Source organism: Pseudoduganella sp. R-31 (assembly GCF_049913235.1).
GTDB lineage: Bacteria > Pseudomonadota > Gammaproteobacteria > Burkholderiales > Burkholderiaceae_D > Rugamonas.
In genome coordinates this window covers 5,049,980-5,063,472 of record NZ_CP183986.1, presented here as the reverse complement: position 1 = coordinate 5,063,472, position 13,493 = coordinate 5,049,980, and the positions used below count along the sequence as shown (strand labels likewise).

Annotated in this window: 11 protein-coding genes; 6 read left to right on the top strand and 5 right to left on the bottom strand. The window is 59.4% G+C overall.

Features of this window, described 5'->3' with window-relative positions; genetic code table 11:
• Positions 1 to 239: 239 nt before the first annotated feature.
• Positions 240 to 815, bottom strand: a complete 576-nt coding sequence (locus ACN9MY_RS22990) for a hypothetical protein (protein ID WP_426318731.1) — start codon at positions 813 to 815, stop codon at positions 240 to 242.
• A gap of 395 nt (positions 816 to 1,210) precedes the next feature.
• Here ACN9MY_RS22990 and ACN9MY_RS22985 point away from each other — a divergent pair, with 395 nt between their 5' ends.
• From ACN9MY_RS22985 to ACN9MY_RS22975, 3 genes are all read left to right on the top strand, one after another.
• Positions 1,211 to 1,375, top strand: a complete 165-nt coding sequence (locus tag ACN9MY_RS22985; RefSeq protein ID WP_426318730.1) for a hypothetical protein — start codon at positions 1,211 to 1,213, stop codon at positions 1,373 to 1,375.
• Positions 1,372 to 1,929 carry a serine hydrolase domain-containing protein gene (locus tag ACN9MY_RS22980; protein ID WP_426323839.1) on the top strand — a complete coding sequence of 186 codons (558 nt, stop codon included), beginning with the start codon at positions 1,372 to 1,374 and terminating at the stop codon, positions 1,927 to 1,929. The genes ACN9MY_RS22985 and ACN9MY_RS22980 overlap by 4 nt, the downstream gene beginning before the upstream one ends.
• 290 nt (positions 1,930 to 2,219) lie before the next feature.
• Positions 2,220 to 4,661 carry a UvrD-helicase domain-containing protein gene (locus ACN9MY_RS22975; protein WP_426336192.1) on the top strand — a complete coding sequence of 814 codons (2,442 nt, stop codon included), beginning with the start codon at positions 2,220 to 2,222 and terminating at the stop codon, positions 4,659 to 4,661.
• 333 nt (positions 4,662 to 4,994) lie between these two features.
• Here the strand turns inward: ACN9MY_RS22975 and ACN9MY_RS22970 are convergent, their stop codons facing one another.
• The 4 genes from ACN9MY_RS22970 to ACN9MY_RS22955 all read right to left on the bottom strand — a co-directional run bounded on the left by ACN9MY_RS22970 (position 4,995) and on the right by ACN9MY_RS22955 (position 7,281).
• A complete protein-coding gene (locus ACN9MY_RS22970) occupies positions 4,995 to 5,216 on the bottom strand; it encodes a GNAT family N-acetyltransferase (protein WP_426323837.1) in 222 nt (73 codons plus the stop codon).
• A 133-nt stretch (positions 5,217 to 5,349) separates the two neighbouring features.
• Positions 5,350 to 5,763: a GNAT family N-acetyltransferase gene (locus tag ACN9MY_RS22965; protein WP_426163021.1), complete on the bottom strand. Its 414-nt coding sequence runs from the start codon at positions 5,761 to 5,763 to the stop codon at positions 5,350 to 5,352.
• A 49-nt stretch (positions 5,764 to 5,812) separates the two neighbouring features.
• On the bottom strand, positions 5,813 to 6,667 hold the full coding sequence (locus ACN9MY_RS22960; protein ID WP_426318728.1) for an alpha/beta fold hydrolase: 855 nt from the start codon (positions 6,665 to 6,667) through the stop codon (positions 5,813 to 5,815).
• Positions 6,664 to 7,281, bottom strand: coding sequence for a TetR/AcrR family transcriptional regulator (locus ACN9MY_RS22955; RefSeq protein WP_426163016.1), 618 nt, complete (start codon positions 7,279 to 7,281; stop codon positions 6,664 to 6,666). The genes ACN9MY_RS22960 and ACN9MY_RS22955 overlap by 4 nt, the downstream gene beginning before the upstream one ends.
• 66 nt (positions 7,282 to 7,347) lie before the next feature.
• Here ACN9MY_RS22955 and ACN9MY_RS22950 point away from each other — a divergent pair, with 66 nt between their 5' ends.
• The 3 genes from ACN9MY_RS22950 to ACN9MY_RS22940 are packed head-to-tail and all read left to right on the top strand — an operon-like array spanning position 7,348 to position 13,493.
• Positions 7,348 to 8,277 (top strand): hypothetical protein, encoded by a 930-nt coding sequence (locus ACN9MY_RS22950; protein ID WP_426318727.1) that lies wholly within the window; start codon positions 7,348 to 7,350, stop codon positions 8,275 to 8,277.
• A 48-nt stretch (positions 8,278 to 8,325) separates the two neighbouring features.
• Positions 8,326 to 10,266, top strand: a complete 1,941-nt coding sequence (locus tag ACN9MY_RS22945; protein ID WP_426318726.1) for a DUF6351 family protein — start codon at positions 8,326 to 8,328, stop codon at positions 10,264 to 10,266.
• 11 nt (positions 10,267 to 10,277) lie between these two features.
• Positions 10,278 to 13,493 (top strand): DUF748 domain-containing protein, encoded by a 3,216-nt coding sequence (locus ACN9MY_RS22940; protein WP_426318725.1) that lies wholly within the window; start codon positions 10,278 to 10,280, stop codon positions 13,491 to 13,493.

Here is a 13,493-nt window from a genome sequence, read left to right as displayed (position 1 = left end):
AAAAAAGAAGTTAAGCTCATCTAGATCAGAGCTAATTGGAAAATCCTGAGATAGACGCTTTTTGACAATCGCGTCCGAAACCCGAAGAATATGGCCGAGAAAGAAGCCGATTTCTGCGATTTTGCCTTTGAGGTTGCTTCGACTGCAATCCTATGTTTGTGAATTGAATTTCTCTTCAAAGTTGATCAAAAAGCAATTCGAGTGCTAGCATGGCAAGGGGTTTGCAGGTGATGACGAGCTTATGCGTTAGCGGCTTCAGTCGAACCGTCTTCGTTAACGAATGCGCGAATTCGTTTGTCTTCTACACCTAACGTACGAATCCAGCTATTTGTGGTAGTACTGAATTTGAAAACATCGAAGACTTGAAAGATTCTATCGTTTTTCTCTGAGGTGTACGTCCCACGAATTACAATGTAGAGATTCGGAAGCTGCTCGCATTTTAAGGGAGATAAGGTGTAGGTAATACATTTTCCCAACTCGTAGGTCAGCGAAATCCCATCTGGGAAATCATCCCCAAAAGGTGCAAGAAGTTTGATTTCAGGTCCCTCGCAGAGCAGAACTGCAGTTCGCAACTTTACATTATGAGCATTAGCGTTCTTTCCAGCACAATAAGGGATGTCAAAAAGTAATTTATTTGGCTCAATTTCTTTGACTGAAATGCCCCTGCGGCATATATCAATTACAGGAATTGTAAGGTCGCGGTCAGAGTGCATTTTCGATCCCCGAACAAAAATACCAACGACACAACGTCGTGGTGTTTCAAAGGCGAAGATAATGCCAACAATGCCAAGAATGAGACCTGCAATTTCGATCATATTTTTCGATGGAAGATTTGGATTGCAGGCAGGATAGCATTTTGTTTAGTCGTTGGCACGAAGTACATTCCCACTCTTTGGATATTTTCCGCTTCCAAGCCTTTGGAGCAAACCCAGCGAATCACCACTGGCAATTTGTTGTGGGAGCACGCGGGGCAAAGACCTACGCATTGCTTGGTCAAGGTGAGGGAAGCGCGGCCTGAGATACAGCGACTTCCGGAAGACAGGATTGGGGATCGCTCCTGGCGACGTTCTATTCCGTAAGCCGTGTTTGCGATCGAAAAGTGACGGCTCAGGCGACTGATATTGCAGTTCGTCGCACGTAATGGGTGGGCGTAATCGGATCGCCGGTAGACTTTGTTTCATTGGCAATAGCCCAACATGAAGGAGAGAACATGCGCTTTCGCTTCCTCGCCGCCGCTGCGGCCCTGATCCTGACCACTGCAATGCCCGCTAGTGCTGCGGACAAGCTCGATGCCGTCTTGGCCAGGGCCATGGCCGGCACCAAGGTCCCCGCTGCTGGCGTGCTGGTGATGCGGAAAGTAACACTGGATTCCTGATCGCGGCTGCCATTGCCGAACGCGCCACTGGAAAACCTTACGACGAGTTGATGCAGGCTGAAGTCTTCGGGCCGCTAGGCATGGCCACAGCAGGTAGCGGTGCGACCCACGACGGCCAGATCCGCGGCCACAGCAAAGGCAGGCCGAAACTGGAGGTCAAGCAGGAAGCCGATGGCGTGCCGGACATGTATGCGCCGGCTGGATTCCTGCACATGAGCCTCGCTGACTGGGCGCGTTTCAGTCTCGACCAGTTGGCTGGCGCTAAAGGACGGGGCAAGCTGTTGCTGCCAGCCAGCTATACGCTGATGCAGACGGCCCAGCCGGGTAGTGGGGCAGGGCTCGACTGGGGAGTGCAAGCGTCAATCGCCGGACGCAAGGGACCGGCACTGGTGCACCAGGGTTCCGATGGCAACTGGCTTGCGGTAGTCGTTTTATTCCCCGAACAGGACAGCGGCGTGCTCGCCGTGGCCAATGCGTTCGAAGACATGGGCGCCGATGTGGTCATCAATGGGATGCTGGGCGCCTTGTTTCCAACGCTGGCTCCAGCCAAATAAATTCCGACGGCAGAGCGCCATGACGTTCTGGCACCAGCTGCTCTTGAATGGCCCCGAGAGAAGTCGCGGGGTCGTTTTCACTTGATTATTCCTCCAATATTCCCACCACGGTAGGCATTTCCTACAGACCTTGAAGGATTGGGCTCGAGCGCCGCCCTGCGATACTATATTGCCATCAGTTAGCAAACTAGGTTCTCATGTCTCTATTCGATGCTTTTTTGGATGTACTTTCACTCGTATCCGTGCAGAGGCATAAGCACGAATTGGCCGCGGTCCGACGCAATTCGAGGATGGCGTTAGAGGAATTGCGAGAAAGTAGTCGGACGCAACGGGAAGAGGTCGAGAACGCGCTGCATCGCGATGCGGAGGTATTGAAAGCCAATGCCGAAGCATCCTACAGGCGGGGATTTGCCGAAGGCCGGGAGTTCGAAAGGCTCGAACATGCCGAGCGAATTCGTGCCGCTGCCGAAGAGTCCGAACGTAAGGAACGGGAGGCTGCGCGCGAGCGGGCAAAATGGGTTGTTAGTCCAACTCCCATCGGATTCACGAGCCAAATTCGCGACGAGTTCATGCGCGACGTGGAAGCGCGGGTTGAATATCCGCCACAGCCCCAGCAATGGAAAATGATACTCGCCGACGATCCCGCTACCTACGTCATTGCGGGAGCTGGCTCAGGAAAGTCCTCGTCCCTCGTTTTGCGAGTCATCGCCCTCAACCTGTATCGTGAAATTGACCGTAGCCGCATTTCGGTTTTCACCTTTACCAAGGATAGCCGCGCGGACTTCGTGAAGAAACTTCGCGAATCCATGAAAAAATGGGGAGTAGACCTCTCAGAAACCGATGCGAGAAGCATTGTGCGCACATTCCATTCCATGGTGCTGAAGATGGCGCGGCAGAGCATGTCGCCCCCGCCTAAGGTACTGGAGCTATTGGATCGCGAACGCAAAGGACCAGTGCGGGACGTCGATGTCGAAAACTTCCTCGAGTTGAGCGAAGAAGACGAGCTGGAGGATGAAAGCGAACAGGAGGCAACTTCGGTTGCTTCCAGGCGCGAAGACATCGTCGATGACAGCCCGGATACGCATAATCTCGACGACCTTCTTCGCATAGCCTACGAACGGGCATTCAGCAGGAACGAGGAGTTCCACGGCCTTGTCGTCAAGCTTTTCAAGCAGCGATTGACGCTGACCCGACGCGCGACGGACAAGAGCACGCAGGGTAACATCGCCAAAATTGCAAAAGTGGACAAAAAGATGACCGAGGCGCTCGACATCAAGTGGAGTGCGGAAGTCGCCCCCGGCGTGTGGCCGCTGCCCGGAATCGTGGCCGAGACGACAGCGATTTCTGTGTCCTCGCAGTTTTCGCAGGAATTCTGGGTCAACGGCTACGTACCCCAAATCGGGGCTCACATTGTCCTTGGCGGCGCGCAGTTCTACAAGGGCACCTCATTTGATGACGTGCCTTCGGCTGGCAACATCAACACAAAGCGTAAACTCCTGGCAGGGATTAGCGAAAAGCCGATTGTCTGGATCGATGACTTGGATCAGTTGACCGCCTTGCGTGCCACTCTGAAATGGCTGGCCGACGACGAGGAAAAGCGGAGCGAGGTCCTCATGTTCAACATGATCGCCCCGGGCGAATTCAAGTCGAAATCCATCGTCAAGGGCTTCCATGGCCTTGCCCAGTTCGTCGAAAACCTCGGCTTGCCCGTGGCAGACACGCTCTCATCAGCTAAAGCGACCAAGGATAACAACCTGGGGCGAGATATCGACTTCATGCGTGCCACGGCCCTGTTCTGGCCGTATTTCGAGGCTGTATTGGAAGAGCGCGGAATCTGCACGTTCAACCAGCTTTTTGCCCGGTTCTCTGAAGACAATCCGGAGAACTTTTCGAAGGTCTCCTCCCAGGTGCTCGGGGCCATGCGGCACCTGATGATTGACGAGTTTCAGGATGTTTCACCGCAGATTGTCAAATGGGTGCGTGGATGCCAAAAAGAGCTGGTCAAGCGGGGGATGGCAGGGTCGCTTACTTGCGTTGGCGACGATTACCAGTCCATTTATGGCTGGAGGGGCAGTTCGCCTGAATTTTTCGTGCGGTTCAAGGATAGTTTCCCCGCAATCTCTCACGGAAAGATCCTTTTGGAAGAGAACTTCCGGAGCAGTGATTGCATACTGCGATGTGCAGAGTCCGTATTGGCCGGCGTTCCGGGAATGGAAAGCAAGACCTGTCGAGCGAAGGGGGAATGGGCAGACTCTGCCACGCCCGTACGAATTTTCGAAGCGAAGAAGGACTTGCCGTACGCCGAGATCCGCCAGCACATATCGTCGGAAATCGAGCGAACGAAAGCCAGTGAAAGCCACCCTATGCTGGTGCTTGCGCGGAGCAGGGCCGTCCTTACGCAGCTTAGCGGCTCTCCGAATAGGTCTTGGGGGAAGAAGGCGAAACTCATGACGATCCACGGCTCGAAAGGGCTCGAGGCACAATCGGTGGTACTGCTCGGAGATTGCAACTACGATGGTACCAACCCGGTAAAGAACTTCCTTTATGCGCAGGCAGGGCTTGGAAGCTACGATGAGGCGCAACGTGCGGAGGCGAGGCGGCTCGCTTATGTTGGAGTCACTAGGGCCATGGAGAGCTGCACCTGGTACGCTGCAAAGAAGGATGGCGGGGCAATCGGCAGCATTCCCAAAGGCGCGGTATTTGCAGAATTCGCGCGCCTCGATCCACGATAGCGCGGCATACCGACGTTTATCGAATTCAACTGCAAGTTGCATGGCTTTCCTCGACAAGTGCCCAGCCTTCACGCGTTTTTTTAAAGCGCGGAAGGGCGCAGCCTCGGATGGACGCTGGAGCTGCAGGAATCGGCAAGTCGACAGTCGATTGCCGGGGCCGAAAACCTTGGCGCGGCCCCAGAGCCCGTTGGAGAGCTAAGGGGATGATGGCGCATAGAACTCAACGCGCTATTGGCTGAACAGGCGAAAGTGATTTACGAGATCGCATCGGCCCCAGGTTCATCAAGGTGGGAGGAGGCGGGAAGATAAGCTGTCAACAATCGTATGGCCCATTCAGTCGAGTAATTCGCAACGTAGCAATGCGTAAACATTCATGTCGATGTGCTTGCCGCGCACGAAGTTGGCTCCCCGCGCCACCCCTTCCTTGGTAAAGCCTGTTTTGATGGCGACACGTTCGGAAGCCAGGTTGCGGGAATCCATGCGAATCTCCAGCCGGTTTATCAGCAGGCTTTCGAACAAATGGCGCACCAATAACCGCACAGCCTGGGTGGCGATGCTTTGGCCCCGGAGTTAGGCCGAGAACATGGTGTAACCGATTTCGCGCGCGTTAAAGTAGGGTACTGAGCGGAAATGCCAGATGGTGCCAATGATGCGATCCGATTTGGAATCTATGATCACCAGGCGCTTGCTAGTACTCCCGCCGATACCAAAAACAGTCGGGCAATGCGGCCATGCCGATGCGCTGGTAGAAGGGTACTGCTTCCGGGACTGAACTGAGTATGAGGTTGACCGTTGGACCGAGATGCGCGCGCATTTCTTCGATCAGGCGCGCGCCGATGCCCTTTCCTTGCACCTCGTCGCTGACCGCCAGGTCGGACAGGTAGCAGGCAAACGAGAAGTCCGTCATGGCGCGCGCGATGCCGACCAGTTTTCCATCATCCATGCGTGCGGTCAGGATCAGGTTGGAATTCGCCAGCATCGCGCCCAGCCGCGCGGTGTCGTCCAGAGGGCGGCGGCGGCCCAGGCCAGATGCGTGCAAAAGATGGCGGAATTCGTCGATGCCGACGTCCGCTTCAACGGAGTAGGTGATGGTCGGATTCATGCACCGAATTTTACCAAATTGCCAACTCACCCAAGTCCGAAGACTCTGATCAGCAGTGCTGGTCGAGCCATTCGCCGACGAGTGGCCACAGGACTTTTTCCTGGTGCGAGCGGAAGAAGCCGAAGTGGCCGATGCGCTCCTGGTTGAAACTGGCGGGACTGAGCACGCGGTAATCAACCTTTGCGCTGGTGTACGCCTCGTGCAGCATGCGCGAGCCTGATTCGCGCAATAGTTCGTCATCGCCGAACGTGAGGCCGAGTACCGGGAAGCTGGCGCTGGCATAGGCTTCGCGCGCGCCGGGTTCGCCGGTGAGCAGGTAATCCGGCGTGAGGCACCAGCGGCGCCACTGCATCATTGCGCCGCGCGGAATGTCGCCAAGGATGCCCAGCCGCTTGCCGGGGAAGTAGCCGAGCACCCTGCAGAACAGCGGCGTCAGGACGTGCCACAGCAACGGCGCGGTACGCTGGATGCGCGGCTGGTTGTGGCGCGTGGCGCCGCTGCCAACGGCGATGTTGATCAAGCCCGCTACCTTGCCGATGGACGGCAGCAGTGGCGCGGTCTGTCCTCCCAGGCTGTGGCCGAGCAAGAACAGGGGAAGCGCGGCGTCATGCCGCGCGGCGTGCTGCACGACGGATTCGAGATCGAGCGCAATCCAGGTCGTGATGTCGGCCTTGCAGCGGCGCAGCGGTCCTTCGCGGGACTCGCCCATGCCGCGGTAATCGAAGGTCCATACACGGTAGCCCAATCCTGCCAGGAAGGCGGCGAAGGCGGCGTAGAAGCCTTGGGGAATCGCCATGCCAGGGGCGATCACCACCTGGGCGCGGGCGGGGCGCGGCGGATCGTGGCGGTAGGCGGCCAGTTGCTGGCCGTCCTGGGCTTGCAGCGTGAAGCGGGTGGCGCTCATCGTTTTGATCCTTCGTAGGCGACGCCGGTGTGGGATGGATTGGTGGCGAGCGTGCGCCAGGCGGCGCTGCTCAATTCATCAATTGCATTAAGCGGATTGAAGCCGACGCGCCCTCCCAGCCAGTTGCGCGCCAGTTCCTGTGATGGGCCGAGCAGCAGGGGGCCGTACAGTTCGATGGGCATCCGGCGCAGCACGCCCTGCTTGAACCATGGCTTCAACTTCTCGAACACCTCCTTGAAATGACTCGCCGTGCGCTGGCGGATGGCATCGTCATGTTCGGCACTCACGGCCTGGCGGCGGGCGAACAGGAAGCGCGCCATGTCCGGCTGCTCCACGATCCAGTTCAGGTGGGTGCTGACGATGGCATGGATGGCGAATTCGGCGTTTCCGGCCCGAGCCACATTGGCCTTGATCTGCTGCCAGTAGCTATCCAGCCCTTGTGCAAACAGCGCGGCGGCAATGCCTTCCTTGTTGCCGAAGTGGTGGTAGATGCTGCCCACCGACGACTGGCTGCGCTGGCGGATGTCGTCGATCGACGTGGCCTCGATGCCTTTTTCGGAAAACACGGCAAGGGCGGCGGACAGGATGGCTGATTTTCGGTCGGCTTGGGTCATGTCTAGAATATTGTTCTAGAATGACATTCTAGTCAAGTTTCTTCGTTTCGGGTTAAGCTCACCCGCATGAAAAAGACCAGGGCCCGGCGTACGGGACGCGCCATGTTTTTGAGCCTGCTATTCCTGGCCTTGTCGACCACGCAGCCGGCGGCTGCAAACCCCGCCAAGGCGCCGCAGCAGGTTGTTTATCCGCGACCGGAGTCCGAGCATGACAGCCGTTACCTGTACGACTGGGAGGTGTTGCGCACGGCGCTCGAGAAGACCCGCGCCAGGTTCGGGCCCTACGAGTTGCGCCAGGCCAGCCAATTCATGTCGCCGGCACGGGTGACGACCGAAGCCGCAGGATCAGGCTCGATCAATCTTTTTGTGAGGGCCACGTCGGCGCAACTGGAGCAGCAATTTCGCCCGGTGCGCATTCCGGTTGATCGAGGCCTGATCGGCTACCGCTTGCTGCTGGTGCGCCACGAGGACTTGCCCCGGTTCGCCGAGGTCAAGTCGCTCGACCAGCTGCGCCGCTTTAGCATTGGCCAAGGCAAGGGCTGGGTCGATATCGGCATCCTGCAGGCCGGTGGCTTCAAGGTGGTGGAAGGAAATAACTACGACGGTTTGTTCTCCATGTTGGAAGTCAGGCGCTTCGATGCCCTGTCACGTTCCGTCGACGAAGCCTTGAGCGAATACGATGGATGGCACAAGCGCTTCGGCTTCGAGGTGGAGCCTGACCTCGCGCTTTACTATCCGCTGGCGCGCTACTTCTTCACGCGCCGCGATGCGGAAGGGGAGGCGCTGGCGAACCGGCTGGAGGCGGGGCTGGAGGCGATGGTGCAGGATGGTTCGCTGCAGGCGCTGTTCATGACCTACAAGGGTCCGCTGATCAAGCGTTCCGGCCTGGCGCGGCGCCGCCTGTTCCGCATTCCCAATCCAGACCTGCCGCCGCAAACACCGCTGGCACGCAGCGAGTTGTGGTATCGGCCGCAGGAGCCGGCAGGCAAGCGATAGGCACGATCGCAATGGCCGGGTTACACTGGCTGGCAAGGAGGAGGCGCCATGAAAGCTTGGATATTGGCCGTCGTGACGGCTATCACCCTGGCAGGATGCAGCACCCCGCAATCGCACGAGCAACCACGCCAGCAGCAACCCTTCATTTGCCGGACGGTGGAGTCGGGCCTCGGCCAGCCCCTGGTCGATAACCAGCAGGGCATCGGCCATCCCGTGCGCGATGACGCCGGCAAGCTGGCCGGTTACAGCAGCCAGTGCGCCATCAAGCCGCGCATCCAGCATTTTTACTACACCGGCACGGGCTTCAAGCCGTTTGATATCGGGAACGGCTACCAATCGCCACCTGCCGATCTCAAGACGGTAGTCGTGAATGGCACGGTGGTGCCGTTTGTAGTGCGCGTGGAGGCCGGCACCATCAACCGTTTCATCTACACGATTGCGATGCTTGAGCGTGCGCCCTGGAACCACAAGCTGGTTTACTGGATGCGCGGCGGTGTCGGCATCGGCCACCAGCAAGGCACGGCAATGTGGTTCAGCGATGCCTTGAACGGCTCGGAGAAGCAGTTGATGCCGAAGCTGCTGGCGCAGGGCTATGCGATCGCCAATTCCTCCGGCAACGAGAGCGGCGTTCACTACAATATGCGGCTGGCCGAGGAGACGGCGGCGCAGACCAAGGCTTACTTCGTCGAGAAGTACGGCAAGCCGCTGTATACGATCGGCATCGGTGGCTCGGGCGGGGCGGTCCAGCAGTACATGTTTGCGCAAAATCGCCCCGGCCTGCTCGATGCGGGTATTCCGGTGCAGTCCTATCCGGACATGGTGACGCAATCGATACCGGTTTCCGACTGCCCATTGCTGGGGCAATACTTCCGCGACGAGGTGGCGCGCGATCCTAATTCGCCGTGGGCGACCTGGAGCCGCCAGTCGCTGGTGCAGGGCATGAATGCCAGCGACACCGTGAAGAATCCTTTTACCGGCAAGCCCGGCACCACCGAGTGCATCAATGGCTGGCGCTTTGCGATGCCGACGGTGCTGAACCCGCATTTCCGCGACAGTAAATTCGACAAGGCCATTGCCTTTTATGGTTATGCGCCGGCAGCTTTCGCCGGCGTGAAGTGGACGCACTGGAACGACCTGGAGGAGTTCTATGGTTCGGATGCAGAAGGTTTCGCGCCGATCCCGCTGGACAATGTGGGAGTGCAGTATGGCCTTGCCGCGCTGGTAGCGGGCAAACTTGGTGCCGATGAATTCCTGCGGCTGAACGCCTGCGCCGGAAGCTGGAAGGAACAGCGCGATTTCGTGCCGTATAAGCCTGACAGCGATCCTTTCGATTCGGCCAATATGCACCGTAGCGCGGCTTGCCGCGATCCGGCCGGGACACCGGCGCAGCGCCGGGAGGGCAACCAGGGGGCGATACGCGCGGCATTCGATTCCGGCCATGTGTTCACCGGCAAGCGGCTTGGCATACCGATGATCGACCTGCGTCCGTACCGCGAGGCGGAACTGGACATGCACAATGCACGGCAGGCGTTTTCGATTCGCGCCCGCCTGCTGGCGGCTAACCCGGGCGAAGCAAAGCGGCAGGTTGTCTGGTTTGCAAGGCCGGACACGGATCTTTCGGGGCAGGTGATGCAGGCGGTATCGGTGCTGGACAAGTATCTTTCCAGCGGCGGCGCGCCGGCCGAATTTGCCGACCGCTGCGTGGACAGCGCCGGCACCGTGCTGGCTTCCGGTCCGCAGGCCTGGGCCGGCATCCTGGATGGCGGCAAGCCTGGCGCCTGCACGCAGGCTTTCCCGATCCATGCCAGCCCGCGCATGGTGGCCGGCGAATCGATCCGTGGCGACACCTTCAAATGCCGGCTGAAACCCCTTGCGAAGGCCTATACTGACGGGACTTATGGGCCTGCAATAAGGTTCAGCGATGCGCAAAAAGCGTGGCTCTCCCGGATCTTCCCGCAAGGCGTGTGCGATTACAATAACGGGTTATGAAGATCCCACCATTGAAATACCTTGTTCCCGGCACCCTGGCCGGGCTGCTGCTTGCCTACACCGGCATCGGCTTCCTCGCCGTGCCGGCCATCGTCAAGTCACAAGCGGCCAAGCAGGCCTCGGAAAAACTGCATCGCCAGCTCAGCATCGAGGAAGTCTCGTTCAATCCGTTTACGCTGGCCGCCTCGGTGCGCGGCCTGAAGATGATGGAGCAGGATGGCAGCACTGTTTTTGCCAGCTTTGACCGGCTGGGAGCGGACCTGTCGTGGCAATCCGTCACGAAAATGGCGCCAGTCGTGCAGGAAATCCGGCTGACCAGGCCTTATGTGCACCTGGCGCGCAACGCCGATAACCGCTACAACATCGACGACATCCTGAAACTGATCGCGAGCCAGCCGCCGTCGCCTGAGCCGGCGCGCTTCTCGGTCAATAACATCCAGCTGGAGGAGGGCAGCTTGTCCTTCGATGACAAACCGGCTGGAGTGACGCATAAGGTGCAGGACCTGAAACTGGGTTTACCGTTTGTCTCCTCGCTTCCCGCGGATGTGACGATTTTCGTGGAGCCGCTGTTCAGCGCCAATATCAATGGCGCGCCGCTGCTCCTGAAGGGCAAGGCGCGTCCGTTCGCCGAGCCGAAAGACTATGCGCTGGACCTGAAGCTCGATAAGGCCGACCTGACCAGCTACCTGGGGTACCTGCCGTTCAAGCCGGGCTTCAAGCTGCCGTCGGCACACCTGGAGGCGCAGCTTAGCCTGACCGTGGTGCAGCCAAAGGAAAAACCGGCATCGCTGGTGTTGGGCGGGGAGGCGACGTTGTCCGGTGCGCAGTTGCAGCAGCTCGACGGCACGCAAGTGGCCAGGCTGGACGCCCTGAAGGTCAAGCTGGGCAAGCTGGACCTGCTGGCGCAGCGTTTCGAGATCGCGAAGGTCGGCATCGATGGGCTGGAACTCGATGTCAAACGCAGCAAGGATGGGGTGCTGAACCTGGATCAGTTGCTGCCTGCCGTCGCCCCTGCGCCGGCAGATGCGCCTGTGCCTGCGGCCAAGCCGGTAGCCACCGGGCCGGTCGTGCTGCTCAAGGAACTGGCTGTCAACGGGGCGGCGCTGCGCTATGCCGATGATACGCCGCAGGGCAACCTGCGCGCCGACCTGGCGAAATTTGGGCTGCTTGTGCAGGATATCGCTTTCGACGGCGCCAAACATACGCTGGACATCGCGTCTGTCAATTCGAGCAGTGCGCAAATCGACGTCCACCAGGGTAAGCAGGCCGGCAAGCCAGCCGGCGACCAGGCGGCAGCCAAGCCGGCAGGCGAAGGCACGACGCAGATCAGGATCGGCAAGGTGGAGATTGCCGACTGGGATGCGAAGTTGCGTGAGGACCTGCGTGACGAACCGACCGTGTTCAAGCTGTCGCCGCTGTCTCTGACCGTTGAAGGCTATTCCAACGCACCGGGCGCGGCTTCCGAAGTGGCGCTGAGAACCGCCGTCAATAAAGGCGAGCTGGAAATCAAGGGCAAGCTTGCGCCATCTCCGCTGAGTGCGGATCTGGCGCTGGAGCTGAAGAATTTCGACCTGCTGCCTTTGCAGCCTTATGTCACCGATTACGTCAACCTGCGCCTGTTGCAGGCTGACGTTTCCAGCAAGGCGCGCCTGCGGCTTGAAACGGGCAAGGACGGTGCGGTGGCCGGCGGTTTCAAGGGCGACGTCAGCGTGAACCGGCTTTCCACTGTCGACAAATCGAGCTCGAACGACTTCCTGAGCTGGAAAACGCTGGCCTTTGGCGGCATGGAGGTGAACTTCAAACCGTTCACCCTGAACATCGACCGCGTGGCGCTGGATGATTTCTTCGCCCGCGTCATCATCGACCCGAACGGCCGCCTGAACGTGCAGGACGTGATGCGCAAGGAAGGCGAAGAGGGCAAGAGCCTGACCGAGGCGGGCACGCGCGCCGAGGCAGTCAAGGATGCCAAGGCCAGGGCGAAAGAGGTGACGCAGGCAGCGCCGCCGCCAGCCGCCGCGCCTGCTGCGCCCAAGGCGACTGCGGCCAAGTCTGCGGAACCGCTGCCGCCGATCCGCATTGGCAAGGTGCTGCTTTCCGGCGGGCGCGTGCGCTTTACCGACAATTTCATCAAGCCAAACTACACGGCCAACCTGAAGGACCTGGGTGGCACGGTAAACGGCCTGTCGTCGGATCCGGCGCATGATGCAAACGTAGACCTGCGCGGCAACGTCAGCGGCGCGCCGCTGCTGATCGCCGGCCGTGTGCACCCGCTGAAGCAGGAGCTTTCGCTGGACCTGCGCGCGGAGGTGCGCGGCATGGAACTGTCGCAGCTGTCGGCGTATGCGGACAAATACGTTGGTTATGGCATCGAGAAAGGCAAGATGACGTTCGAGGTGGCCTACGCGCTGCAGAACCGCCAGTTGAAAGCCGAGAATCGCCTGGTGCTCGATCAGCTCACTTTCGGCAAGGAGAGCACGAACCCTGACGCCACCAGGCTGCCCGTGAACCTGGCGGTGGCACTGCTTAGCGACCGCAATGGCGTGATCGATATCAACGTGCCGATTGGCGGATCGCTGGACGATCCTCAGTTCTCGCTGGGCGGGATCATCCTCAAGGTGATCGGCAACGCCATCATGAAGACCGTCACTTCGCCATTCGCCCTGATAGGCTCCCTGTTTGGCGGCGGCGAGGAGTTGTCGATGCTGGAATTCGACCAGGGGCGCGCTGCGCTGCTGCCCGCATCGGAAGGCAAGCTGAAGTCGCTGGCCAAGGCGCTGACCGAGCGCCCTGGCTTGAAGCTGGATATTACCGGCCGCTTCGATGACGCGGCGGAATTGGAAGCGCTCAAGCACGTGGCGCTGGAACGCAAGCTGCGCCAGCTCAAGACGCGCGACCTGCAGGCGCGCGGTGCGGCGCTGCCGGAAGGCGGGGTAGTGGTGGCCAGGGAGGAATACGCCGGCTTGCTGGAGCGTGCCTACAAGGACGAGACCTTCGTCAAGCCGCGCAACGCGCTGGGCTTTGCCAAATCGCTCCCTGCGGATGAAATGGAAAAGCTGATGATGGCCAATACCAAGCTGGAACAGGACGATTTCATCACCCTCGGCAACCGCCGTGCGCAGGCGGCCAAGGACTGGCTGGTAAAGCAGGGCCAGGTGCCGCCGGAACGCATCTTCCTTGTTGCGCCCAAAGCCGGTGCCGCTGCCCGCGTCGACTTTGCCTTGCACTAG

What these genes read in the sequence shown, in the direction of transcription:
- ACN9MY_RS22990 (WP_426318731.1), bottom strand. Translation starts at nt 815, where the DNA reads ATGATCGAAATTGCAGGTCTCATTCTTGGCATTGTTGGCATTATCTTC.
- ACN9MY_RS22985 (WP_426318730.1), top strand. Translation starts at nt 1,211, where the DNA reads ATGCGCTTTCGCTTCCTCGCCGCCGCTGCGGCCCTGATCCTGACCACT.
- ACN9MY_RS22975 (WP_426336192.1), top strand. Translation starts at nt 2,220, where the DNA reads ATGGCGTTAGAGGAATTGCGAGAAAGTAGTCGGACGCAACGGGAAGAG.
- ACN9MY_RS22965 (WP_426163021.1), bottom strand. Translation starts at nt 5,763, where the DNA reads ATGAATCCGACCATCACCTACTCCGTTGAAGCGGACGTCGGCATCGAC.
- ACN9MY_RS22960 (WP_426318728.1), bottom strand. Translation starts at nt 6,667, where the DNA reads ATGAGCGCCACCCGCTTCACGCTGCAAGCCCAGGACGGCCAGCAACTG.
- ACN9MY_RS22955 (WP_426163016.1), bottom strand. Translation starts at nt 7,281, where the DNA reads ATGACCCAAGCCGACCGAAAATCAGCCATCCTGTCCGCCGCCCTTGCC.
- ACN9MY_RS22950 (WP_426318727.1), top strand. Translation starts at nt 7,348, where the DNA reads ATGAAAAAGACCAGGGCCCGGCGTACGGGACGCGCCATGTTTTTGAGC.
- ACN9MY_RS22945 (WP_426318726.1), top strand. Translation starts at nt 8,326, where the DNA reads ATGAAAGCTTGGATATTGGCCGTCGTGACGGCTATCACCCTGGCAGGA.